General features: G+C 73.3%; 19 protein-coding genes. 9 read left to right on the forward strand and 10 right to left on the reverse strand.

The window, feature by feature from the left end; translation table 11 throughout:
* Positions 1–4: 4 nt before the first annotated feature.
* On the reverse strand, positions 5–2,161 hold the full coding sequence (locus tag VGH76_RS16165) for a DUF2156 domain-containing protein (RefSeq protein WP_331557719.1): 2,157 nt from the start codon (positions 2,159–2,161) through the stop codon (positions 5–7).
* Between the two features lie 125 nt (positions 2,162–2,286).
* Here VGH76_RS16165 and VGH76_RS16170 point away from each other — a divergent pair, with 125 nt between their 5' ends.
* A complete protein-coding gene (locus tag VGH76_RS16170) occupies positions 2,287–2,520 on the forward strand; it encodes a hypothetical protein (RefSeq protein WP_331557720.1) in 234 nt (77 codons plus the stop codon).
* Here the strand turns inward: VGH76_RS16170 and VGH76_RS16175 are convergent.
* The 3 genes from VGH76_RS16175 to boxC all read right to left on the reverse strand — a co-directional run bounded on the left by VGH76_RS16175 (position 2,497) and on the right by boxC (position 7,420).
* The gene (locus VGH76_RS16175) at positions 2,497–4,125 is read right to left on the reverse strand and encodes a benzoate-CoA ligase family protein (RefSeq protein ID WP_414637745.1); all 1,629 of its coding nucleotides are present in this window, start codon (positions 4,123–4,125) and stop codon (positions 2,497–2,499) included. The genes VGH76_RS16170 and VGH76_RS16175 overlap by 24 nt on opposite strands.
* A gap of 92 nt (positions 4,126–4,217) precedes the next feature.
* Positions 4,218–5,645 carry a benzoyl-CoA 2,3-epoxidase subunit BoxB gene (gene boxB, locus VGH76_RS16180; protein ID WP_331557722.1) on the reverse strand — a complete coding sequence of 476 codons (1,428 nt, stop codon included), beginning with the start codon at positions 5,643–5,645 and terminating at the stop codon, positions 4,218–4,220.
* 20 nt (positions 5,646–5,665) lie between these two features.
* A complete protein-coding gene (gene boxC / locus VGH76_RS16185; RefSeq protein ID WP_331557723.1) occupies positions 5,666–7,420 on the reverse strand; it encodes a 2,3-epoxybenzoyl-CoA dihydrolase in 1,755 nt (584 codons plus the stop codon).
* 107 nt (positions 7,421–7,527) lie between these two features.
* Between boxC and VGH76_RS16190 the strand changes: the two genes are divergently transcribed.
* Entirely contained in the window at positions 7,528–7,989 is a 462-nt protein-coding gene (locus tag VGH76_RS16190; protein WP_331557724.1) for a GNAT family N-acetyltransferase, read from the forward strand.
* Positions 7,990–8,006: 17 nt separating this feature from the next.
* Here VGH76_RS16190 and VGH76_RS16195 read toward each other — a convergent pair whose 3' ends face one another.
* The 3 genes from VGH76_RS16195 to VGH76_RS16205 form a co-directional block, all read right to left on the reverse strand.
* Positions 8,007–8,579, reverse strand: coding sequence for a DinB family protein (locus tag VGH76_RS16195; RefSeq protein WP_331557725.1), 573 nt, complete (start codon positions 8,577–8,579; stop codon positions 8,007–8,009).
* Positions 8,580–8,736: 157 nt separating this feature from the next.
* Positions 8,737–9,768: a class I SAM-dependent methyltransferase gene (locus tag VGH76_RS16200; protein ID WP_331557726.1), complete on the reverse strand. Its 1,032-nt coding sequence runs from the start codon at positions 9,766–9,768 to the stop codon at positions 8,737–8,739.
* An 81-nt stretch (positions 9,769–9,849) separates the two neighbouring features.
* Positions 9,850–13,008, reverse strand: coding sequence for an ATP-binding protein (locus VGH76_RS16205; protein ID WP_331557727.1), 3,159 nt, complete (start codon positions 13,006–13,008; stop codon positions 9,850–9,852).
* Between the two features lie 212 nt (positions 13,009–13,220).
* Here VGH76_RS16205 and VGH76_RS16210 point away from each other — a divergent pair, with 212 nt between their 5' ends.
* Entirely contained in the window at positions 13,221–13,475 is a 255-nt protein-coding gene (locus VGH76_RS16210) for a hypothetical protein (protein ID WP_331557728.1), read from the forward strand.
* Between the two features lie 208 nt (positions 13,476–13,683).
* On the opposite strand, the gene VGH76_RS16215 is transcribed toward VGH76_RS16210, so the two are convergent.
* Positions 13,684–14,289, reverse strand: a complete 606-nt coding sequence (locus tag VGH76_RS16215) for a TetR/AcrR family transcriptional regulator (RefSeq protein WP_331557729.1) — start codon at positions 14,287–14,289, stop codon at positions 13,684–13,686.
* Between the two features lie 103 nt (positions 14,290–14,392).
* Between VGH76_RS16215 and VGH76_RS16220 the strand changes: the two genes are divergently transcribed.
* Genes VGH76_RS16220 through VGH76_RS16245 form a run of 6 tightly spaced genes read left to right on the forward strand, consistent with a single transcriptional unit; the run spans position 14,393 to position 21,314 of the window.
* Positions 14,393–15,544 (forward strand): acyl-CoA dehydrogenase family protein, encoded by a 1,152-nt coding sequence (locus VGH76_RS16220; protein WP_331557730.1) that lies wholly within the window; start codon positions 14,393–14,395, stop codon positions 15,542–15,544.
* Positions 15,541–17,112: an acyl-CoA carboxylase subunit beta gene (locus VGH76_RS16225; RefSeq protein ID WP_331557731.1), complete on the forward strand. Its 1,572-nt coding sequence runs from the start codon at positions 15,541–15,543 to the stop codon at positions 17,110–17,112. The genes VGH76_RS16220 and VGH76_RS16225 overlap by 4 nt, the downstream gene beginning before the upstream one ends.
* A 38-nt stretch (positions 17,113–17,150) precedes the next feature.
* A complete protein-coding gene (locus VGH76_RS16230) occupies positions 17,151–19,079 on the forward strand; it encodes an AMP-binding protein (protein ID WP_331557732.1) in 1,929 nt (642 codons plus the stop codon).
* Complete coding sequence (locus tag VGH76_RS16235) at positions 19,076–19,531, forward strand: MaoC family dehydratase (RefSeq protein ID WP_331557733.1); 456 nt, start codon at positions 19,076–19,078, stop codon at positions 19,529–19,531. The genes VGH76_RS16230 and VGH76_RS16235 overlap by 4 nt, the downstream gene beginning before the upstream one ends.
* Positions 19,528–20,373: a CoA ester lyase gene (locus VGH76_RS16240; RefSeq protein WP_331557734.1), complete on the forward strand. Its 846-nt coding sequence runs from the start codon at positions 19,528–19,530 to the stop codon at positions 20,371–20,373. The genes VGH76_RS16235 and VGH76_RS16240 overlap by 4 nt, the downstream gene beginning before the upstream one ends.
* Before the next feature lie 11 nt (positions 20,374–20,384).
* On the forward strand, positions 20,385–21,314 hold the full coding sequence (locus VGH76_RS16245; protein WP_331557735.1) for an LLM class flavin-dependent oxidoreductase: 930 nt from the start codon (positions 20,385–20,387) through the stop codon (positions 21,312–21,314).
* On the opposite strand, the gene VGH76_RS16250 is transcribed toward VGH76_RS16245, so the two are convergent.
* Positions 21,256–21,810 (reverse strand): response regulator, encoded by a 555-nt coding sequence (locus tag VGH76_RS16250; protein WP_331557736.1) that lies wholly within the window; start codon positions 21,808–21,810, stop codon positions 21,256–21,258. The two genes, VGH76_RS16245 and VGH76_RS16250, sit on opposite strands and share 59 nt — an antisense overlap.
* Positions 21,807–24,306 (reverse strand): ATP-binding protein (locus VGH76_RS16255; protein ID WP_331557737.1); only part of this gene is annotated, 2,500 nt, incomplete at its 5' end. The genes VGH76_RS16255 and VGH76_RS16250, both read right to left, overlap by 4 nt.

Below are 24,306 nucleotides of genomic sequence, written 5' to 3' on the forward strand. Positions count from 1 at the left end.
CGGATCACGTCGCCTCCGACCGGGTGAGCGCCACGAGCTCCCGCACCCCGGCGTCGGGTAGGTAGGCACGCCCGATGCCGATCCCGACGCGCGGCAGGTCGCCCTCGTCGCGATAGACCAGGTACATCGGCTCGTGGCGCGGGCGGAACTTCGCCTTGAACTGGTGCAGGGACCGGAAGCCGTAGTAGGGCTCGAGCAGGGCGCCGAGCTGGTCGAGGACGCGGTCGAGCACCGGCTCGGCACCCTCCGGGTCACGGTCGGAGCGGGCCAGCGGCGCACCGGAGAGCGAGACGACGCGGGCGCCCTCGGCCTGGAAGGTCAGGCACGCCGAGGCGATGAGGTACTCGACGACCGCGCGGAACCCCTCGTTCTTGCGGCGCATGACGTCGAGGGTCCAGCCGACGATCTCGCGGTCCGGTCCGTAGACCGGCAGCCACGAGGTGACGCCGTGGACGGTGCCCTCGGCGTCGATCGCGAGCCCGGTGCGGACCTCGGAGTCCAGGGCCTCCTCGACCCCGCCGAGGGTGAAGCCCATCTCGGGGAGCCCCTTGTCGCCCACCCACTCCTCCGAGATCGCCCGGACCTGGGCGACGAGGGCCCGCGGTTCCTCGCCGAGGTGGACCATGTGGTGCTCGATGCCCGACTTGTCCGCCCGGTTGAAGGCGCTGCGCACCGCCTGCCACGCCTTGCCCTTGAACTCCAGGCTGTCCAGGTCGATCAGCGTGTCCTCGGCGACCTGCAGCGCACGCCAGCCCTGGGCGCGGGCGGCGTCGGCCAGGGCCGGCGTCGTCGAGAACAGGCAGGGCACCCAGCCCGAGCGCTCCGCGAGGGCCCGGAAGTCGGTGAGGGCGTCGCCGAGGCGCGCCGGCTCGACGACCGGGTCGCCGAGCGCGACCGCCACCCCGGCGTGCACGCGGTAGGCGACGATCCCGTCGGCGGTCGCCAGGTAGCGATTCTCCGGCCAGGTCGTCATCCACGAGATCGTCGAGCCGCCGTGGACGTGCAGGGCCAGCCGGGCGGCCTTCGGGTCGGCGGCCGGCCCGCGGGCGCCGCGGCGGCGCAGCGTGCGGCGCGACGGCACCGCGAACGCCGAGCGCCCGACGAGGAGCCAGACGAGCAGGGCGGTCCAGAGCACGGCGTTCGGCACGAACACCGCCAGCCCGGCGAGCTCGACCTGGTCCATCTGTCCGGTGACGTGACCCCAGACGACGGCGGCGATCACGACGAGCCCGAGCAGCGCGTAGAACGCGCCCAGCACCAGGCTCACGGCCCAGGCCGGGCGCCGCCCGCGTCGGAGGCCCTCGGCGAGCAGCAGCGAGATGACGACCGAGATGACGGTCTCCACCACCGACGAGTCCGAGGCGGTGTCGCCGAGCGGCCCGATGACGGGGACGACGAGGGTGACGACTCGGATCGCGGCGATGACCACGAGCCCGACGGCGGCCACGAGGCGCCACTCCCGCCGGCCCGCGTGCATCGTCGCGGGGGCGGGCGCGGCGGTCGGGCCGGCGAGCCGGGAGGCGAGCGGGAGGGCCAGGACCAGGGCGAGGCAGTGCTCGACGTCGGCGAGCCCGCCGAGGAAGAGCAGCCCCACCAGCGCGACGCCGACGAGCACCAGCCGCAGCCGCAGCCGCCAGGGCGCGTGCAGGGTCGCCGAGACCATCGCGAGCGCGGCGAACATCCCCGCCGAGAAGCCGGTGTCGAGGCTCCCGGCGAGCCCGCCGGCCCAGACCCAGGGGGTCGTCGCGAGGGCGAGGACCAGCGCCACCGTCAGCAGCACCGCGGCGAACTGGAACGCGACGGTGACCAGCGCGGTCCGCCGGGTGCCGCACCGGACCTCCGTCCAGCCGACGGCGAGGGCGAACAGCCCCAGGGTCAGGACGTAGAGGGCGGGGTGGCCCGCCAACAGCGCGCCGGTGACGAGCGTCCAGACGTGCCCGGTGAGCAGGGCCGGCGGGCCGTAGGCGAGGTCGATAGCGTTCGCCCCATCGGCCAGCGGAGACCAGAAGGCCCCGGTGACGATCCCCAGGACGACCATCGCGAGCACGACCGTCGCGGTGAACGGCACCCGGCGCACGAGGCCCACCACGCCCCGACCGCGCTGCGCCCAGGCCTCGCGCCGCGCGGACCCGCTCGCCTCCGGCGCTGTGGTCACCGACATGTCCACTCCCTCGGAGCTCACCCGCTGCGATCACCACTGACCCGACCGAGGGGCCGCGGACCTTCAGTCTCCGAGATCTCTGCCGAGAAGACAACGCCCGGTGATCGAGGGACGCAGCTCACCTGGTGCGGGCGGTCACGTCCTGCCACGCGGTCCGGCCGGGACGCCTCACCCCGCTGGCCCACGCCGAGGACTGCCCGACCAGCGCGCGGCCGGCGAAGCACCTCGATCGCGACGAGCGCCTGTTCTTCCGGCACCCCGACCTGGTCGAGCTCGACATGGTGGTGGCCTTCGGCCACGTGAGCACTTTCCGGGGTCATGACCCCGGAAAGTGCTCACACGCGCGTCAGCGCACCTAGCCGCGCCGCCGCCAGCTCGCGCACGAGGAAGCGCTGCACCTTGCCGGTCGCCGTCCGCGGCACCGCGTCGATCTCCAGCACGTGGCTCGGCTTCTTGAACGACGCGAGCCCCTCGCGGCACCACGCGATCAGCGCGTCCGGGTCGACGACGGCGCCCTCGGCCGGAACCACGCACGCCACGGTCCGGTCGAGCCCGTCGTCGTCGGGAATGCCCACGACGACCACCTCGCCCACCGACGGGTGCAGCACCAGCCGCTCCTCGACCTCCATCGGCGTGACCCAGATGCCGCCGACCTTGAGCACGTCGTCGGTGCGACCCAGGCACTGGTAGGTGCCGTCGGGGTTGCGGACGTAGGTGTCGCCGGTGCGCATCCACTCGCCCTCGAACACCCGGCGGTTGACGTCGGTGCGGCACCAGTAGCCGGTGCACAGCGAGTCGGCGCGCAGGTAGAGGGTGCCCTTGGTGCCGTCCGGGACCACCGTCCCGTCGTCGTCACGGATCTCGACCTCGTAGCCGGGCACCGGCACCCCGGAGGTGCCGGGGACGACCTGGCCGGGCCGGTTCGACAGGTAGATGTGCAGCGCCTCGGTGGACCCGATGCCGTCGAGCACCTCGACCCCGAAGCGATCGCGCATCCCGACGACCATCCGCGCCGGCAGCGCCTCCCCCGCGCTGATCCCCTGACGGACGCGGGCGAAGGTGTCGTCGGGCAGGTCGCTGCCGAGCAGCGGGCCGTAGACGCTGGGGCTGCCGTAGAAGAGCGTCACCGGGTGGGTCGTCACGACCTCGGCGATCGCCGCCGGTGACGGCCGGCCCGGCGCGAGGACCGACGAGGCGCCGACCGCGAGCGGGAAGAACATCGAGTTCCCGATCCCGTAGGCGAAGAACAGCTTGGCCACCGAGAAGCAGACGTCGTCGGGGTGGATCCCGAGCACCCGGGCGCCGTAGGTCTCGCAGATCGTGCGGATGTCCGCGTGGCGGTGCATCGCGGCCTTGGGCGTGCCCGTGGTGCCGCTCGTGTAGAGCCACAGCGCCGGCGACTCGTCCCAGGTCGGGTAGAGCGAGGTGTCGCCGCCCTCCCCGGCTGCGACCAGGTCCGCCCAGCTGCGGGTGCGCACCGCGTAGCCGGCGACCGGGTCGGGGTCGGTGACGGGCACGTTCGCGGGGGTCACGACGACGTCGAACAGGTCCGGACGGTCCTCGGTCGCGAGCGCCACGGCGTGGCGGGTGACCTCGCCGAACTCCGGGGAGCACACCAGCACCGGCGCGCGGGAGTCGATGACGAGCTTGGCGAGCTCGGGGCCGCGCAGCATCGTCGACACCGGGACCGCGACCGCCCCGATCCGCATCGCCGCGAGGATGGCGGTGAAGAGCTCCACCCCGTCCGAGCAGCACATCAGCACCCGCTGCTCAGGGCGCACGCCGATCGCGCGCAGCCCGGCGGCCACGCTGGCGACCTCCCGGGCGAGCGTCTCGTAGTCGAGCTCGCGCACGCCGTCGGGGACGATCGCGCGGACGGCGGGCCGCCCGCCGGCACCGGGGGTGTCCAGGTGCCGGTCGACGAGGTACTGCGACGCGTTGAACTGCTGGTGGTGGGACAGCACGACAACCGCCTCGGGGCTCGAGGTGCACTCCGCGCTCGTGAGCACTGATACGTCGTACAGCACGGATTAGTGCTCACAGGCGCGGAGCGCACCTAGTGGAAGTGCACGTACTCGTAGTCGACCGGCTTGTCGTTGATACCGGCCGAGGGCGGCGCGATCCAGCCCGCGATCTTCCCGGGCTCGAGGACGGGGTGCATGAGACCGCGGACGTGGGTCTTGTCGACCTCGGTCGGCAGCCACTGGTCCTTCTGCGCGTTCCACTCGGACTCGGAGACGACCTTGCCCTCGGGGGTGATGTTCGCGCTGGCGAACGCACCGACCTGCCGGTTGAACCCGACGTGGGGCAGCGTCAGCTCGGCGTCGATCCCGGCCTTGGTCAAAATCCGGTTCCAGCGCTTGAGCCCGGTCCGGCAGTCGTTGATGTACTCGTGGCGCAGGTCCTGGTTGAGCGCGAGCAGGGCGGGGACCTCGTTGGAGGTCACCCGGCCCTCGCGGAAGGCGTCGACCGCCCCGGCGTCGTCGGAGAGCACGTGGTCGTCCTCGCGGCGCTCCTCCTGCCAGCGGCCCTTGAGCCCGGCCGTGAAGTAGTTCGCGGCGTTGGTGGACGACTCGTTGCCGAAGAGGTCGAGCGAGACCGTGTAGTGGAAGTTGATGTACTTCTGGATCATCGTCAGCGGGATGCCGCCGGCGGCGGCGACCTCCTCGGTGTCGTGGTCCTGCATCAGCTCGGCGGTCCGGCGCACCACGCGGTCGATGCCGGTGGTACCCACGAACATGTGGTGGGCCTCCTCCTTGAGCATGAACTCGCAGGTCCGGCTCAGCGGATCGAAGCCCGACTCCTTCAGCGTCCCGAGCTGGTACTTGCCGTCCCGGTCGGTGAAGTAGGTGAACATGTAGAACGACAGCCAGTCCGGGGTCTCCTCGTTGAAGGCCCCGAGGATGCGCGGCGAGTCGTCCGACCCGGAGTTGCGCGCGAGCAGCTGGTCGGCCTCCTCGCGCCCGGCCCGCCCGAAGTAGGCGTGCAGCAGGTAGACCATCGCCCAGAGGTGACGGCCCTCCTCCACGTTGACCTGGAACAGGTTGCGCATGTCGTAGAGCGACGGGGCGGTGGCCCCGAGGAAGCGCTGCTGCTCGACCGAGGCCGGCTCGGTGTCGCCCTGGATGACGATCAACCGCTGCAGGTCGGCCCGGTACTCGCCGGGCACCTCCTGCCAGACCGGCTCCCCCTTGTGCTCGCCGAAGGCGATCTTCCGGTCCGGGTCGTGCTCGGAGAGGAACACGCCCCAGCGGTACTCGTTCATCGGGACGTGGTCGAAGTGCGCCCAGCCGTCGCGCCCGACGTCGACCGCGGTGCGCAGGTAGACGTCCTTGGTGTCGACGGCGGGGCCCATGTCGGCCCACCAGTCCAGGAAGTTGGGCTGCCAGCGCTCGAGGGCGCGCTGGAGCTTGCGGTCACCGGCGAGGTCGACGTTGTTCGGGATCTTCGAATCGAAGTCGATCTTCGGGCGTGCCGAGGTCATGTGTGTGGTCCCCCTGTGGTTCAGACGCGCCGGTGGTCGAAGTCGGCCTTGCGGCCGGTGCCGTACTTCCGCAGCGCGCCCTCGGGGCCGCTCGCGTTGGGCCGGACGAAGATCCAGTTCTGCCAGGCGGTGAGCCGCCCGAAGATCCGGGTCTCCATGGTCTCCGGGCCGACGAACCGGTGGTTGGCCTCCATGCCGGTCAGCGCGTCCGGGCTCAGCGAGGCGCGCTCCTCGAGCAGGATGCGGATCTCGTCGGTCCAGTCGATGTCGTCGGGGGCATCGGTGACCAGGCCCAGGTCGTCCGCGTCACCACCGGTGAGCTGCTCGCCCGTGCGAGCGCGGACCGCCTCGAGCGCCTCGTCGTCGCCGTAGAAGCGACTGCCCAGCCGCGTGAGCCCGTTGCCCATCGGGAAGGTGCCGAACTGCGCGTCGGTGACGACGATCGTCGCGGGGTCCTGCGCCGCGGCGCCGCTCGGCAGCGTCGCGTCCTCGTCCTCCTCGAAAACGCCCTCGAGCATGTACTGCCGGTCGCAGGCCAGGGCGAGCTCGAGGAACGGTCCGGCGAAGCAGCTGCCGGGCTCGATCAGCGCGATGAGGCTGCGGCTGGTGACGTCGAGGCGCTTGAGGACGCGCTTGAGGTAGCGGGTGGTCTCGGCGACCAGCCAGTCGTCCTGCTGGGCGGCGATCAGCCGGTCGGCGGCGAGCGCCGCGTCGGTCGACCCCTCGGTGAGCAGCAGCCAGGTGCCGATCTCGAGCTCGTTGGACCGCAGCCGCAGGATCGCGTCGTCGAGCTCGCGGACGATCGCGAGCAGCGGGTGGGCCGCGCCCTGCTCGTGCAGGGCCGCGGGGTCGTCGGTCAGCTCGTCCGGGACGGCGACGACGACGGTGGCCGTGCGCGCGTCGCGGTCGAGGGTGACCCGGACGTGGTCGTAGGTGAGGGAGTCGGCGGTCTCCTCGCGGTGCAGCGGCGTCAGGGCGATGCCCTGCGCGTCCGCCGGCCTGGACGAGCGCGCGGCCGCCTCGGCGGCCCGTTCGGCCACCACGCGGTCCCACTCCCGGCGCGGCACGGCCTCGTCGACGAGCTTCCACTCGACCGCCTTGCGCCCGCCGAAGCCCTCGGACTTCGTCGCGAACACGTCGGCCCGGTCCTTGCGGACCCGCCGCTTGTCGATCACGCGGGTCAGCCCGCCGGTGCCGGGCAGGACGCCGAGGAGCGGCACCTCCGGGAGGCTCACCGCACTCGAGCGGTCGTCGACGAGCAGGATGTGGTCGCACGCCAGCGCCATCTCGTAGCCGCCGCCGGCCGCGGTGCCGTTGAGCGCGGCGAGCCAGACCTGGCCCGCGTCGGTCATGTCCTCGATGCCGTTGCGGGTCTCGTTGGTGAACTTGCAGAAGTTCACCTTCCACGGATGGCTCGACCCTGCGAGCATCCGGATGTTCGCGCCGGCGCAGAAGTTCGAGTCCTTGCCGCTGGTGAGCACGACGCTGCGGACCTGCGGGTACTCGAAGCGCAGCCGCTGGGTGAGGTCGTACAGCTCGATGTCGACCCCGAGGTCGTACGAGTTCAGCTTGAGCTCGTAGCCGTCGACGATCCCCCCGTCCTCGGCCACGTCGAGGTACACCCACGCGGTCTCGCCGTCGACGGTGAAGCGCCAGTGCCGGTAGCGCTCCGGGCCGGCGTCGAAGTCGACGCGCGGCGCGACCTCCGACCGCTCGGCCGCGCCGTCCGCGGTGTCCGTGCCGACGGCGTTGACCGGCTCCTCCAGGACCGTCACCGTGAGACCTCCCCTTGTCGTCTGGCCCACATTCTACGAGACTATGACGACGCAGGGAAGAGGCGTAGACATTCCCTGGCTGTCCACCGACCGAGGAGGGGCCGACGGTGACCGAGGGCCGACCCGAGCTGACCTGGACCGAGGAGCCCACGCCGCTGTGGGACGCGGACAAGGCGGCGGCCTTCTCCCCCGCCGGACCCACCGTCCACGGCCTCGGCACCCCCGCCGAGGGCGACGCCCTCGGCGACGCCTGGTGGCGGGTGGAGACGACGACGGGCGAGATCGCGGGCTTCGGCCGGCTGGACGACACCTGGGGTGACGCCGAGGTGCTCGTCGCGGTCGTCCCGGCCTTCCGCGGCCGGGGCGTGGGCGCCTGGGCCATGGACCGGCTCGGCGAGGAGGCCGCCGCGCGCTCGCTGAACTACGTCTACAACGTCGTGCCGGTCGGTCACCCCGACCGCGAGGCCGTCGCGTCCTGGCTCGGCCACCAGGGCTTCGACGCCCGTGACACCGGCGAGCTCCGCCGTCGGGTCACCACCCGCGCGGCGACGACCGCGCCGTCGCAGTAGGACCCGCCCCGAATGCCTCAGCCCATGGTCCTCGCGCCGTCGAGGTGCTCGCGGAGCATGTCGGCGTGGCCGGCGTGCTGGGCGGTCTCGGCGATGACGTGCAGCAGCACCCGGCGCACCGACCGCGAGGCGCCCGGCTCGAACCACGGCGCCTCCGGCAGCGGGTGGGAGACGTCGAGGTCGGCGTCCACGACGAACGCGTCGGTCTCCGCGGCCACCGCGGCGTAGCGCGCGAGCACCGAGTCCAGGGTCTCGTCGCCGACCAGGTTGAACTCGTCGTGCCGGATGTCGCCGGCGGCCAGCCGCTCCTTGATCACCGGGTCGTCCCAGTCGACGTCGTCCCAGCTCGCGGCCGACATCGCCTCGGTGCCCTCCTTCGCGAACCGGAGCCACCCCGCCTCGGTGTCGGACACGTGCTTGACCAGGCCGGCGAGGTTGAGCACCGAGACGGTGGTGCGGCGGGTGGCCTGCTCCTGGTCGAGGCCCTGCAGCGTCTGCCGGAGGAATCCGCGGTGGGCCCGCAGGGTCTCGACGAGGTCGCGGCGCTCGCCGGTGAGGGAGTCGAGGTCGACGGTCGGGGTGTCGGTCACGTTCACAGTGTCCTCCGTGTTCCTGCTGGTGAGGACCACGATAGAGAGGGAGGCGGTCAGCTCCTGTCCTGCTCGACGGCGGTTCCGGACCCGACCTCGGTCACCCCAGCAGCTCGGTGAGCAGATCGGCGGCCCGGCCCGGCCCGGGCCGTCCTCGTTACGGCCGTACTTCGTAGACCGTGTTGAGCGGTGTGTCCGCCACAGGCCGGAAGCGGGTGAACCCCGCGTCCGTGGCGACCTGTCGCAGGGCGGCGGGCCCGGCCTGGGCACCGAGGCTGTACCCGCCCGCCTGGGACCGTCCCGCACCGACGCAGATGAAGGTGGAGAAGCCGTAGTAGGCCCGCCCGAGCGGGTTGAGGTTCTCGGCGAGGGTGTCGCCCGCGAGGGGTTCCACCATGAGCCAGGTGCCCTCCGGCGAGAGCGACTCGCGGATGTGCCGGGCCGCCCCGACCGGGTCGCCCATGTCGTGGATGCAGTCGAACGTGGTCACGAGGTCGTAGCCCTCCCCACCGAACGTCTGGGCCGAGCTGGTCTCGAACGAGGTCTGACCGGCCACGCCGGCGTCCGCCGCACGCTTCCTCGCGAGCTCGACCGATGCCTCGTGGTAGTCGGACCCCACGAACGTGGAGTTCGGGAAGGCCTGCGCCATCAGGACCGTCGACGCGCCGTGCCCGCACCCCACGTCCGCGACCCTCGACCCCGCCTGCAGCTTCTCGACGACGCCGTCCAGCGTGGGCAGCCACTCGTCGACGAGGTGCGCCCGGTACCCGGGGCGGAAGAAGCACTCGCACCCGAGGAAGACGTCCTCGTCGTGCTCGTGCCAGCCGAGTCCCTCGCCGGAGCGGAACACCGCGCTCACCCGGGGCTCCGCGCGGAGCGCGCCGAGCGCGAGCACGAACGCGCCGGGGAGGTACAGCGGCCCGTCGGGATCGGTCAGCGCGAACGCCTGCTCCTCGGTCAGCGAGAACTCGCCGGTGGCGGCGTCGTACTCGACGTACCCGCCGGCGGCCTGCTGGGCGAGCCACTCGGCGACGTAGCGGGTGGTGGTCCCGGTGCGCTCCGCGAGGGTGTCCGGCGACGCCGCCCCCTCCGCGAGGGCGCGGTAGAGGCCCAGCCGGTGGCCCACGACGATCCCGCCGGCCGCCATCGTGGCGCCGAGGTCCCCGACGGCCTTGCCCACGAAGCTCATCAGTCGTCCTGGTCGATCATGTCCGCTCCCGGGGTGTCGTCCTGGTGGTCGACGGCCAGGGTCCGCGGGGACGTTGCGCGCTCATTGCGCCACGCTCGCGGCGTGGCGATCCGGCACCCCGACGCCCAGCTCGCCCACGGCGGCCGACAGGGGGGACCAGCCGTGCCGGGCGGCCGCGGTCGCCAGTGGTGCCACCGCGTACCCGGCCTCGGTGCAGCGGCCCAGAGCACGCCACGCCCGTGCCACCGAGAGGTAGGCGTCCGCGCCGAGCAGCCACGCAGAGCCAGGAGGAGCGACGACGCCCCGGAGCATCCGGTCGGCCTCGACGAGTGCCGCAGGCGCCTCGTCGGGGCCACCGAGACTGTCGGCCTCGGCCATCACCGCCAGGCAGCGGACGCGACAGGCCGCCACCGCGTCCGGGCCCAGCAGGGCGAGGGCGCCGGCCGCAATGGAGCGCGCCTCGGCGACGTGGCCCGCTTCCAGCAGCGAGCTCGCCAGGAGGGCCTGCGCGGTGGGGTACCACCAGCGGTGCCCGGCGTCGCCGGTGAGCGCGACGGCCCGGCGGCCGTGCTCGATCGCCTCGTCGGGCCGGCCCTGCAGCCGCGCCACCCATCCCAGGTGGGCGACGAACCAGGCCTCGTGCCCGGGATAGCCGCTGCGGCGGTTGGCGCGGACGGCCTCGTCGATGCGGGCCCGGGCGTCCTCGAAGCGGCCGGCGGCCACCTCGACGAACGCGCTCTCGAAGACCGTCCAGTGCAGGTACCACCGATCGTCGGCGCGCCGGACCAGCGGCTCCATCTCCGCCACCACCGACGCGAGGTCGTCGACGTGCCCCAGGTAGGCGAGCGCCGTCTTGAGCCCGTCCAGCCCGATCACGAGAGCTCCGTCCTCCCCGGCGCCACGGCCGGCGTCGACGGCTCGGGCACCCTCGTCGAGCGCCTCGGTGAACGCCAGGCGGTGGGTGGCCACCACCGCGAGCCGGGCACGGACGTCGGCCTCCGCCCGTCGGTCGCCGAGACGCTCGGCGAGCCGCAGGCTCTCGCGCAGCCGCGCGGTGCTCTCGGCGACGGCGCGACCGAGTGCCATCGGCACGTCGCCGCCCAGCTGGCGCAGTGCGGCCATCTCCAGCCGGCGGTCGCCGGCCTCCCGAGCCGCCGTGACCGCCGACCGCAGGTCGTCCCAGGCCCCGTCGAACGTCTCGAGGCACTCACGGGCGCGCGCCCGCGCGATGAGGACGCGCCCGACCAGCTCGGCCTCACCGGCACGGCGCGCGGCGTCCAGTGCCTGGTCGAGCAGGGTCTCGGCGTCCCCGACGGCGCCGCGTCGGCCAGCCGTGGTGCCGGCGAGGAGCAGGGCCCGCGCGGCGCGGGGCCAGTCCTTCACCGCGGCGGCGTGGGCGCCGACGGCCTCCGGGGTCGCCGACAGCACGTCGGCGGCCCGGCGGTGATGGGTCCGCCGCACGGGCGCCGGGGTCGTGGCGTAGAGGACCTCGTGGAGCAGGTCGTTGGCGAACTCGTAGATCCCGTCGACGGGGATCAGCAGCCGGGCCGCAGCGGCACGCTCGCACCGGCGCACGGCCTCCACCGGGTCCACGGCGATCAGCCGCGCCACCACCTCGGGGTCCACGGACGCGCCCAGGACGGCGCCCGCCCGGAGGAGCTCGTCGACGTCGGGGCCGACACTGCTCACCCGGGCCGTGACGGCGGCCTGGAGCGACGTCGGCACTCCCTGCCGGCCGGCGCGCAGTCCCCGCAGGATCTCGACGACGAACAGGGAGTGACCGCGGGTCCGCCGCTGGATCTCCTCCGCGTGCTGCTCGTGCCCGGCGCGCCGGGCGAGCTCGGCGACGGCGTCGGGACTCAGCGGGCCGAGATCGATCCGGTGTGCGGCGTCGTCGAGAGCCTCGAGGGCGGCCGCCCCTTCCTCGAGCCGGACGCCGCCCGCGACGAGCAGGTGGGCCCGGCCGACCCGTCGAGCCAGGTAGCTCAGCAGCTCCACAGTGGCGAGGCCGGCGTTGTGCAGATCGTCGAGGACGAGCAGCAGCGGGCGCTGGGCGGTCAGCGAGCGCAGGAGGGCGCCGACCGCCTCGAAGACCCGACGGGCGTCGGGCGCCCTCCCGTCCGGCTCCTCGGCGCCCAGCTGGTCGGCGAGCTCGGGCAACAGCCAGGCCAGGACCCGGGCGTGGTGCTGCGCCGCCCCCCGCAGCTCCTCGACCGGCAGGGAGGCCAGCATGCCGCCGAGGGCATCGACCGCGGGCTGGAGGAACAACGAGCGTTCCGCGGCGTGACAGCGGCTGCTGGCGACCCGGGCCCCGGTCGCCTCGGCGGTGTCGATCAGGCGTGCCAGCAGGCGTGTCTTCCCGATCCCGGCCTCGCCGACGGCGAGGACGAGGCCGGCCCTGCCGCCGCAGGCCCGATCCCAGGACCGGTCCAGCAGCGCCGTCTCGTCGTCCCGCCCCACGAGCGCCCGTGCCGGTGCCGTCGGCGCCCGCCGCGACGTGGTCGGACGCTCGCGCAGCACCGCGAGATAGGCCGCGCGCGTCGCCGGTGCGGGCTCGATCCCGAGCTCGTCGGCCAGGCGTGCGCGCAGCTCGAGGTAGACCGACACCGCCCGCGCGGGCCGGCCGGCCGCCTGCTCGGCCGCCATCAGCAGTCGCAGCGCGGCCTCGTCGTAGGGGTCGATCCCGATCGCCGCACCCGCCGCGGCGAGGGCCCTCGCCGGGTCGCCCACCCCCAGTGCCGCCTCGGCCACCCGATGCGCAGCCGCCCGGCACAGCTCCCGCCACCGGTCGCGCGTCTCCCCCACCCAGGGCGCATCCGACTCCCCGAGGAGCACGTCCTCGCCCTCGAGGAGCGCGCGGGCGCGTTCCGCGGCGGCCCCGGCCAGGCCCGGAGCACCCTCCCCTGACCGGCGGCCCGCCTCGCCGAGCAGCGCCTCGGCCTCGTCCAGGTCGACGACGACCGATGGTGGCGCGGCCAACCGGTACCCGCGGTGGTCCCCGAGCACGACGTCCGGTCCCAGCCGAGTCCGGAGCCGGCTCACCAGCGTCGCGACACCGGCGGCGGGCCGTCGCGGGGGCTCCGTGGGCCACAACGCGTCGGCCAGCCGGTCCGGCGTCGCCGTCTGCGGACGCAGCGCAGCGAGCAGCCGCCGCTCCTTCGCGCTGCCGATCTCGACCACGGCGGGAGGGACACCGTGGAGCGCCTGCAACGTGCCCACCAGCCGGACCGCGAGGCCCATGGCCGCCATGATGCCGCGCGCCCTTCCCGCGATCCAGTACACAGAGCAACCCACCACTGCTTCTGATCGGGTGATAGAGGCCCGCCGACGCAGGTTCGAGCAGGGCGCCGCGTGCTCTGCGTGCCGAAACGGAGCCGCAACGGTCGGGAGCAGGGTGGACGGCGGGACGGGATGAGCGAAGACACGACCGGGGGGCACCGATGGACACGACGATGACAACACCGGCGCGGGGCGGCACCGAGCAGGGACGGGGGTCGGTCGACTGCTCCCGGGAGCAGGTCCAGCTGGTGGCCCACCGCTTCCGTGCGGCCGCCGACCACGCCACCCGCGCCTTCCCGGACGCGATCGGCGAGATGCTCGCCCGTGAGCTCGCCGCGCACGCCGAACTCGGCCGCGTGGGCGATGCGTCGGGGCTGCTGCAGCGCGTGATCCGCGAGGTCATGGCTCTGCCGGTGGTGCGTCCGTGAGCGCGGCCGGTGGGAATGACCTCGCCGCGGTGCGTCGTGCGACCGCCGCGGCGCGCCGCGTCCTCCCGGACGCCGTCGGCGAGCTCCTGTCCCGGGAGCTCGCCGCGCACCTGCGGTTCGGCCACCGTTTCGACACCAGCGGCCTCGCCGAGCGCGTCGCACAGCAGATCCTGGCGATGGCCGAAGAAGGACGGGCGACCGCCGCCGTTCACCCCAGCGCCGGCAGCAGCACCGCCGCGACCTGCTCCCCCAGCTCGCGGGGCGTCAGCGCGCCTGACGGGTCGTACCACTTGTAGACCCAGTTGGCGGCGCCGAGGCAGGTGTTGACGAACGCCTTCGGCGCCATCGGCAGCTCGCCGGCGGTCGCCTCGAGGTGCGCGAGGACCGCCTCGAGCACCACCGCCTCGTAGGCCCGACGGCGCTCCAGGATGGGTTCGGCGAGGTCGGGCGGCAGCTCCGACTCCTCCTCGAAGCAGATCTTGAGCAGGTCCTGGTGCTCGCACGTGTACGCGACCCGCTCGACGATCAGCCCGCGCACCGCCTCCCGCGGTGACGACGCGGCCGCGACGATCGCGCGGGCGCCGGCCAGGCTCTCGTCGAGCACGTCCTCGTAGACCCGCACGAGCAGGTCCTGCTTGGTGCGCACGTAGTGGTAGAGCGCGGGCTTGGACAGGCCGACCCCGTCGGCGATGTCGTTCATCGAGGCAGCCCGGTAGCCGCGGCGACTGAACACCTCGACGGCGGCGGCGAGGATGCGGCCGCGCTGCTCCTCGGCCCGGCTCCCGGTCGCCGTGCCCGCATCGCGCGCTGCCATCCCCTGCTGCCCCTCCCGTCCACCCGAGCGTGTTGACGCCCGACTGTGACACAGCCTACGTTCGTCCGACCGGTCGGTCGATCCCGTGAACGAGGAGCGCTGCATGGCCTTCGAGCTCGACGAGGCGCACGAGGACTTCCGGGCCAGCGTCCGGGCCTTCACCGACCAGCGCGTCCGTCCGGTGGTCGACGAGGCCGAGCGATCCGGGCGCCCACCGGAACGGCTGTGGAAGGAGATGGGCGACGCCGGGCTCCTCGGCCTGCTCACTCCCCCGGACCTGGGCGGATCCGCCGGCGACGGCGGCGAGTGCACCGCGGTGACGATCCTCGCCGAGGAGCTCTCCCGCGCCTGCGGCGGCATCGCGGTGAGCGCCCTGGTCAGCGCCTACATGGCCGGGCCGCACCTGGTCCGCTACGGCACGCCCGAGCAGCAGCAGCACTGGGCGCCCGCCGTCGCCGCCGGCACGGCGATCGCCGCCATCGCGGTCACCGAGCCGGGCGCGGGCTCCGACGTCGCGGGCATCACCACGAGGGCCCGGCACACCGACGACGGCTGGGTGATCGACGGCCGCAAGATGTTCATCACCAACGCCGGGCTGGCCGACGTCGTCGTCGTCGGCGCCAAGACCTCCCCCGACGCCGGACACCGCGGCATCACGACCTTCGTCGTCCCCGCCGACACACCGGGCCTGCAGCTCGGCGCCCCGCTGCAGAAGATGGGCTGGCACTCCTCGGACACCCGCGAGGTGGTCCTCGACGGGGTCACCGTGCCCGACGACGCGGTGCTCGGCGGCCGCGACCACGGCTTCTACCAGATCATGGCCGCGTTCCAGCTCGAGCGCGTCGTGCTCGCCGCGATGGGCCTCGGCCACGCCGCGGAGGCCATCGCCTCGGTCACCGCCTACGTGCGGGACCGCGAGGTCGCGGGCGCGCCGCTCACCCACCTGCAGACCATCCGGCACCGCATCGCCGCGATGGAGGTCGAGCTCGACGCCGCCCGCACGCTGACCTACCAGGCCGCCGACCGCCTCGACCGCGACCATCCCGAGGCCGGGCGCTCCGTCGCCGCCGCCAAGTACTTCGCCGCGAAGGCCGCCGCCTGGATCGTCGACGAGGCGCTCCAGCTCTTCGGCGGGGCGGGCTACCTCGAGGAGACGCCGATCGTGCGGCATCAGCGCGACGTCCGGATCCTGCGCATCGGCGGCGGCACCGACGAGATCCAGCTCGAGATCCTCTCGAAGCGGCTGCTCCCGTGACGGACACCGCCAACGGGGTCCGTCCGGCGAGGGAGGTACCGGCGCCCAGCCCCCCTGGGGCGCCGGTACCTCCCTCGGCGGACGACATCCTGCGGGCCGCCGAGCGCGCGCGGGCCGGCGGTGACACCGGCCGCTACCCGGGCACGCTCACCGCCCGGGAGCGCCTCGCCGTGCTGCTCGACGCGGGCAGCTTCATCGAGGACGGGCTGCTCGCCGGGTCGCTGCCCGCCGACGGCGTCGTCACGGGCGTCGGGACGGTGGAGGGCCGTCCGGTCGCGGTCATCGCCCACGACTTCGGGGTGAAGGCCGGCTCCTGGGGCGAGCTGACCTGCGAGAAGCAGGTCCGCATCCTCGAGCGCGCGGACCGGGACCTGCTCCCGGTCTTCTACCTCGTCGACTCCGCGGGCGGGCGGCTCACCGAGCAGATGGGCTTCTTCCCGGGGCGCCGGGGTGCCAGCGCGATCTTCCGGCTCCAGGTCGCGCTCTCCGGCCGCGTCCCCCAGATCTGCTGTCTCCACGGACCGTCCGCGGCCGGCGGCGCGTACATGCCGGCGTTCACCGACTGGGTCGGGATGGTCGAGGGCCGCGCGTCGATGTTCCTCGCGAGCCCCCGCGTGGCCGAGAAGGTCACCGGCGAGCGGACGTCCGAGGAGGAGATGGGCGGCGCCCGCATGCACGCCGAGGTCTCCGGGTGCGGCGACGCGGTGTTCGCCCACGACTGGCAGGCCGTCGCGGCGGCCCGCCTGCTGTTCTCCTACCTCCCCGACGACTGGACCGCGCGTCCCGCCGTCGTCGAGCCCGTGGAACCCGAGCAGACCGACTGGACCGGTGTCATCCCCGACGACCCGGTGACCGGCTACGACGTCGTCGAGGTCATCGACCGGCTCGTCGACGCCGGGACGTTCTTCGAGGTCAAGCCGGACTGGGCGCCGGAGATCGTCGTCGGGCTGGCCCGGTTGGAAGGCCGCGTCGTCGGCATCGTCGCGAACCAGCCGGACACGAGGTCCGGCGCCATCCACGTCGACTCCGCCGACAAGGCCGCCCGGTTCGTCTCCTGGTGCGACGCCTTCAACATCCCGCTGGTCTTCCTCCAGGACGTCCCCGGCTTCATGGTCGGCGTCGCGGTCGAGCGCCAGGGGATCATCCGCCACGGCGCGAAGCTCATCGCCGCGATGGCGTCGGCCGAGGTCCCCAAGTTCTCCGTGATCCTGCGCAAGGCCTACGCGGCGGGCTTCTACGCGATGTGCGCGCCCGGGTTCGAGCCCCGCGCGACCATCGCCCTGCCGAGCGCGTTCATCGGCGCCATGGGCCCGGAGGCCTCGGTCAACGCGGTGTACGCCCGCAAGATCGCCGACATCGCCGACGACGACGAGCGCGCCGCCTTCGTCGCCGCCCGCGTCGAGGAGCACCGCTCCGAGATCAACCTGCTGCGGATGACCTCCGAGCTCGTCGTCGACACCGTGGTGCCGGGCGAGGAGCTGCGCGCCGAGCTCGCCGTCCGCCTGCGCCACGCCGAGCGCTGGACCCGCGCCGCGCCCCGCCGTCACCACCTCGTCAGCCCCGTCTAGAAGCCACCCCTGAGAACCGCCGTCAAAGGAACTCGATCATGGATGATCGCGACACCCTCGGCGCCCTGATCTCGGCGCCGCTGGTCCCGCTGGCCGCCGAGCACCGCTCGGCCCGCTACGCCGACGAGATCGCGCACGCCCGCGCGCTGCACGACCGCGACCCCGACGACTACTGGGCCTGGGTCGCCGACCAGCACCGCTGGCTGCGGCCCTACGACACGGTGCGCACCGGCGAGCTCGGCGACTTCCGCTACTTCGACGGCGGCCTGATCAACGTCGCCGACAACTGCGTCGACCGCTGGGCCGAGGAGCCCGCGACGGCCGACCGGCCCGCCGTCGTGTGGGAGGGCGAGCCCGGCGACAGCAGGACCCTGACCTACGCCCGGCTCGCCGAGGAGGTGTCGCGCCTCGGCGCGGGGCTGACGGCGCTCGGCGTCGGGAAGGGGGACGTCGTCGCGATCTACATGCCCAACCTCGTCGAGGCGTTCACCGCCATCCACGCCTGCAACCGGATCGGCGCGATCTACACCGTGCTCTTCTCCGGGTTCGGGCGCGACGCCGTGGCGTCCCGGCTGGCGGCGGCGCGCGCGAGCGTCGTCGTGGTGGCCGACGCGATCTACCGCCGCGGGAAACCGGTGCCGCTGCTGGAGACCCTGCGGGCGGCGCGGCTGGACACGCCGACGGTGCACCACACCGTCGTCGTCGACCGCACCGGCAACGGCGTCGCGCTCACCGAGGGCGAGACCTCCTACGGCGAGCTGGTCGACGCCCACCCCGAGGGCAGCGAGGTCGTCCCGCTCGACCCCAACGAACCGGCCTTCCTCATCTTCACCAGCGGCACCGAGTCGCGCCCCAAGGGCGTGGTGCACTCGGTCGGCGGGTTCCTGCTCGGGACCTGGGCGAACGCGCACTGGCAGGCGGCGCTGACCGCCGACGACGCCTACTGGGTGGCCGCCGACGTCGGGTGGCTGACGTTCCCGATCCAGGCCGTCATCGGCGGGCTGGCGAACGGCGCGACGATCGCCTGCTACGAGGGGGCGCTGGACACGCCGCGGCCGTCGCGGTTCTACGACGTGTGCGAGAAGCACGGGATCACGAAGGTGCTGTGCGCGCCGACGGTGCTGCGGATGCTGCGCAAGTTCGGTGACCAGCTGGCCCACGACCATCCCCTCCCCCACCTCGCCCTGATCACGGTGCAGGGCGAACCCCTCGACGGCGAGACGTTCGCATGGGCCACCGACACCCTCGGGGTCCCCGTCGTCAACGCCTACGGCCAGACCGAGACCGGCTCCACCTGGACCTATCCCGTCGCCGGGGTGGACGACCTCAAGGCCGGCTCCGCGGGCACCACGCTGCCGGGGCACGCCTGCGAGGTCGTCGACGACGACGGCCACCCGGTGCCGGCGGGCGTCAAGGGCAACCTCGTCATGACCCGGCCGTTCCCGACGCTCGCCCGCACCGTCTGGGACGACCACGACCGCTACCTCTCGACCTACTTCTCCCGCTTCCCCGGCCGCTACGCCACCAACGACGAGGCCGTCGTCGACCACGACGGGCACCTGTGGGTGCTCGGGCGCGCCGACGACGTCATCAACGTCGCCGCGCACCGGCTCTCGACGATGGAGATCGAGGCCGTGGTGGGATCGCACCCCCGGGTGATGGAGGCCGCCGTCGTCGGGGTGCCCGACGAGACAAAGGGGACGGTGCCGGTGGCGTTCGTGACGGTCTCCGCCGGCTCGGCGGACGGGGTGCCCGACGAGGTGAAGAAGCTGGTCGCGGACACCATCGGCGGCATCGCGCGCCCGGACCGGGTGATCGTCACGGCCGCGATGCCGAAGACGCGGACCGGGAAGATCATGCGCCGGCTGATGCGCGAGGTCCTCCTGCACGGCGAGGCCCGCAGCGACACCAGCGCGCTGGAGGACCCGTCGTCGCTGGACGTCGTGGCCGCGGCGGTCCGCGCATGAGCGGACTGTGGTTCGAGGACCTCACCGAGGGCCTCGTGGTCGAGCACGCGACCCGGCGCACGGTCACCGAGACCGACAACGTGCTGTTCACGACGATGACGATGAACCCGGCGCCGCTGCACCTCGACCACGACTACGCATCGCGCACCGAGTTCGGAAGGCCCCTGGTCAACAGCATGTTCACCCTCGCGCTCGTGGTCGGGCTGAGCGTGCCGGAGCTGACGCTGGGGACGATCGTGGCCCAGCTGGGCATGACCGACACGGTGTTCCCGTCGCCGGTCTTCCACGGCGACACCGTCCGGGTCGAGACCGAGGTCGTCCAGGCGCGGGCGTCGCGCTCCCGGCCGGACGCGGGCATCGTCGTGTTCGCGCACCGGGCGCACAACCAGCGCAACGACGTCGTCTGCACCACCCGGCGCACGGGCCTCATGCACCGGCGGCCAGCGTCGTGACCGTCCCCCGCTCCCTGCTGTTCGTCCCGGGTGGCCGCGCGGACATGATCGCGAAGGCGCCGCGGTCGTCGCCGGACGCGATCGCCGTCGACCTCGAGGACGCGGTGGCCCCGGGCGACAAGGACGAGGCGCGCCGGACGGCGGTCGCGGCGGTGGAGGATCTCCCCGACGACGGAGCCCTGGTCCTGATCCGCGTCAACCCGCCCGGCACGCCCTGGTTCGACGACGACGTCGAGGCCGTCGCCGGCACCCGCGCGGGCGTGGTGCTGCCCAAGTACGAGGAGCCGGCGCAGCTGCGGGACCTGCGGGAGCGGCTCGGCGAGCGAGAGGTCGTCGTGGGCATCGAGACGGCGCGGGGCGTCGCGGGGGCGCGGGAGCTGCTCGCGGAGACCGATGTGCTCGCGGGCTACTTCGGCGCCGAGGACTTCATCGCCTCGGTCGGCGGGCGCCGGACCCCGTCGAGCCGCGAGGTGCTGTTCGCGCGCTCCGAGGTCCTGCTCGCCGCCCGCCTGGGCGGGGTCGGCGCGCTGGACCAGGCCGTGGTGACCGTGCGGGACGCCGAGTCCTTCCGCGCCGACGCCGCCGAGGGCCGCGACCTCGGGTACGACGGCAAGATCTGTATCCACCCCGCCCAGGTCACGCTCGCCCACGAGGTGTTCACGCCCTCGGACGAGGAGATCGCCCACGCCCGCGACGTCGTCGAGGCCGGCCGGGCCGGGGTCGGGGTGGTCAACGGCGAGATGGTCGACGACGTGCACCTGCGGATGGCGGCGGCGGTGCTCGCTCGGGCGGGAGACGCAGCGGAGCGGAGCTCGACCCCTGGACGGAGCGTCGAGGGGTGAGGATAGGGCTCATGCTGCCGGGCACCGCGGACGCCGCGGAGATCCCGGCGCTGGCGGCCCGCGCCGAGGAGCTCGGGTTCGACCTCGTGGCCGCCGGTGAGCACGTGCTCTTCGGCAGCCCCACCTCGAACGCCTTCGTGACGCTGGCGGCGGCGGCCACGGCGACCTCGCGGGTCCGGCTGGTGTCCGCGGTGACGCTGCTGCCGCTCTACCCGGCGGTGCTCGCGGCGAAGATGGCCGCGACGTTGGACCGGGTCTCGGGCGGACGATTCGAGCTCGGGGTGGGGGTCGGCGGGGAGAACCCCGCGGAGTTCGCCGCGTGCGGGGTGCCGGTGGGCGCCCGCGGACGGCGGACCGACGAGGCGCTGCCCACGGTGCGGGCCTACCTGGCGGGGGAGACGGTGACCGTCGAGGGCGAGCCCACCCGGCTCGACCCGCTGCCCGTGGGACCGGTGCCGATCTGGGTCGGCGGGCGCTCGGAGGCGTCGATGCGCCGGGCCGGGCGGGCCGGCGAGGTCTGGATGCCCTACCTGTGCAGCCCGGACCGGGTGCGGCGCGGCCTGCGGCTCGCGAACGACGTCGCCGCCGAGCAGCGCCGGCCGCCCGTCACCGGCGGCCTGCTGGCCTGGTCGGCGGTCGCGGCGTCGCGCGCGGAGGCGCGCACCCTCGCCGTCGGGACCCTGGAGCGGATCTACGGGCAGGACATGGACCGCATCTTGGACGCGTGCGTGCCCCACGGGACGGCCGACGACGTCGTGGCGCGGTTCGCCGAGTACGCCGCGGCCGGGGCGGAGCAGATCCTCGTCTCGCCGTTGTGCGCCGAGGGCGGGCACGCGGCGGCGATCGAGGAGGTGGGGGCGGCCCTGCGCCGCGCCGGCTCCGTCAGCGGGCCGCCCGCAGCGTCGGCGAGGCCTCGTCCAGGGCCGACCGTAGGCGCGTGACCGCCCGCTCGGTGTCGACGATAGGTCCCTCGAGCGCCCCCACGGCGTCGCCGATGGCCGAGAGCAGGGCGCGGCACCGGCTCGCCTGTTGCCCCAGCTCGGCCTGGAAGACCCAGAGATCGGCGAACACCTCGACCTTGGAGCGCAGCTCCCAGGGGGCGATCGGCTTGACGATGTAGTCGACCGCGCCCGCCCGGTAGCCGCGCAGGGCGGACTCGGCGTCGCTGTCCGCGGCGGTCACGAAGAGGATCGGGATGTGGCGGGTCTTCTCGCGCTTCTTGATGTGCTCGGCCGTCTCGAAGCCGCTCATCCCCGGCATGTGCGCGTCGAGGACGATGAGCGCGTACTCCTCGGTCATCAGCCGTTTGAGGGCGTCCTCGCCGCCGGTCACCGCGTCGACGTCGACCGGCAGGCCCTCGAGGATCGCCTCGAGCGCGACGAGGTTCTCCCGCCGGTCGTCGACCGCGAGCACCCGGGGCCTGCGCACCGACCTCATCGGGCCTCCCTCTCCTCGCCCGTCCCCGGGGTCACCCGGTCCCCCGAGAGCCACGACGCCATCGTCGCGAGCAGCTCGTCGAGGTCGACCGGCTTGGTGATGTAGTCGCTGGCCCCCGAGGCGAGGCTGGTGTGCCGGTCCTCGGGCATGGCCTTCGCGGTGAGGAACAGGATCGGAACCTGGGAGCCCGCCGGGACCGCGCGCATCCGACGCGTGGTCTCGTAGCCGTCCAGCTCCGGCATCATCGCGTCCATCAGGACGATCCGGACCTCGGGATGCTCGGTGAGCAGCGTGATGCCGTCGGTGCCGTTGTCCGCGTAGAGCACGACCAAGCCGTGGCGTTCGAGGGCACTGGTGAGCGCGAAGACGTTGCGGACATCGTCGTCGACGATCAGGACGGTGACCTCGCGCAGCAGCGCGGCCGCCGGTCCGGCGGGCGCGGCGGCGGCCGGGCGGATGATGGGAATCTGGGGTGCGACCACGACGTCGTCCACGTCCGGTTCGGCGACCTCGACCGGTTCCGGCGGCAGAGTGACGGCGTCGGGAACGATCGCCGGCAGGTAGAGCGTGAAGGTCGACCCCGACCCGACCCGGGACGACACGGTGATCACCCCGCCGAGCAACCGGGCCAGCTCCCGGCTGATCGAGAGCCCGAGTCCGGTCCCCCCGAAGCGCCGGCTCGTGGTGCCGTCCGCCTGCTGGAACGCCTCGAAGATCATCTCGAGCTTCTCGCGGGCGATGCCGATGCCGGTGTCCCGGACCACGAACCGGACCACGTCCGACACCCCGACCAGCCCGGCCTCCTCGTAGCCCGACCCGGGCTCCGCGGGCTCGATCAGCAGCTCGACCGAACCGGTGCTGGTGAACTTGACCGCGTTCGCGAGCAGGTTGCGCAGGATCTGCCGCAGGCGCTGCAGATCGGTCACGATCGACGTCGTCTGCGGTAGGACCTGCAGTCTCAGCTCGAGCCCCTTCTCCTCGGCCTGCGCCCGGAACACCGTGTCGAGGTACTCGGGCACCCCGTCGAGGTCCACCGGGGTGGGGTACACGTCCACCCGGCCGGCCTCGATCTTCGACAGGTCGAGGATGTCGTTGATCAGGTCGAGCAGGTCGGACCCGGCATCGTGGATGGTGGTGGCGAACTCGATCTGCTTCCCGGTGAGGTTGCGGTCGGGGTTGTCGGCGAGCATCCGGGACAGCAGCAGCAACGAGTTCAGCGGGTTGCGCAGCTCATGGCTCATGTTGGCCAGGAAGTCCGACTTGTACTGGCTGGCCAGCGCGAGCTGCTGGGCCTTCTCCTCGACCCCGCGCCGCGCGGCGTCGATCTCCAGGTTCTTGATCTCGATCTTGCGGTTGCGGTCCGAGAGGAGCTCCGCCTTCTCCTCGAGCTCGGCGTTGGTGCGCTGCAGCTCGGCGGACTGCTCCTGCAGCTCGAGGGTGAGCCGCTGGGACTCGGACAGCAGGGACTCGGTGCGCCGGCTGGCCCGGATGGTCTTCACCGTGACGCCGATGGCGCCGACCAGCCGCTCGAGGAAGGTGCGGTGCAGGTCGGAGAACGGCATGAGCGACCCGAGCTCGATGACGCCGTGGGACTCACCCTCGAAGGTGACCGGGAGCAGGATCACCTCGACCGGCGCGATGTCCCCCAGCCCGGATCGGATCGTCAGCAGGTCCGGGGCGATGTCCCGGACGACGACGGTCTGCTTGGTCGTGCCGACCTGCCCGACCAGCCCCTCCTGCGCGCCGAACTCGGCGGGCGGGTCGAGCCCGAGCAGCGGCCCGCTCAGGCCGTAGCCCGCCGAGAGCCGCCACCCGACGGGCTCGGTGCTGTCGGCCTCTCCCTCGGGGAACTCCGCGAGGAAGAACGCGCCGATCTGCGCGTCGGTCAGCGGCACGACCTCCCGCAGGATCATCTGCGCGACGTCGGAGAGGTCGTGCTGGCCCTGCAGCAGCCCGCCGATCCGGGCGAGGTTCGAGTCCAGCCACCCCTGCTCGGCGTTGGCGTTGGTGGTGTCGAGCAGGGTCGCGATCATGAGGTTCAGGGTGTCCTTGAGCTGCGCCACCTCGCCCTGCGCCCGCACCCCGATCCGTTGCGTGAGGTCCCCGCGGGTGACGGCGGTCGAGACCTCCGCGATCGCCCGCAGCTGGGTGGTCAGCGTCGAAGCGAGCTGGTTCACGCTCTCGGTCAGGTCGCGCCAGGTGCCCGCCACGCCCCGGACCTGGGCCTGGCCGCCGAGCTTGCCCTCGGTGCCGACCTCGCGGGCCACGCGCGTGACCTCGTCGGCGAACGAGGACAGCTGGTCGACCATGGTGTTGACGGTGTCCTTGAGCTCGAGGATCTCCCCGCGCGCATCGACGGTGATCTTCTGGCTCAGGTCGCCGCGGGCCACCGCCGTCGTCACCTGGGCGATGTTGCGCACCTGGCCGGTGAGGTTCGAGGCCATGTAGTTGACGTTGTCGGTGAGATCGCGCCACGTCCCCGAGACGTGCGGGACG

The organism is Actinomycetospora sp. (assembly GCF_036497585.1).
Classification (GTDB): Bacteria; Actinomycetota; Actinomycetes; order Mycobacteriales; family Pseudonocardiaceae; genus Actinomycetospora.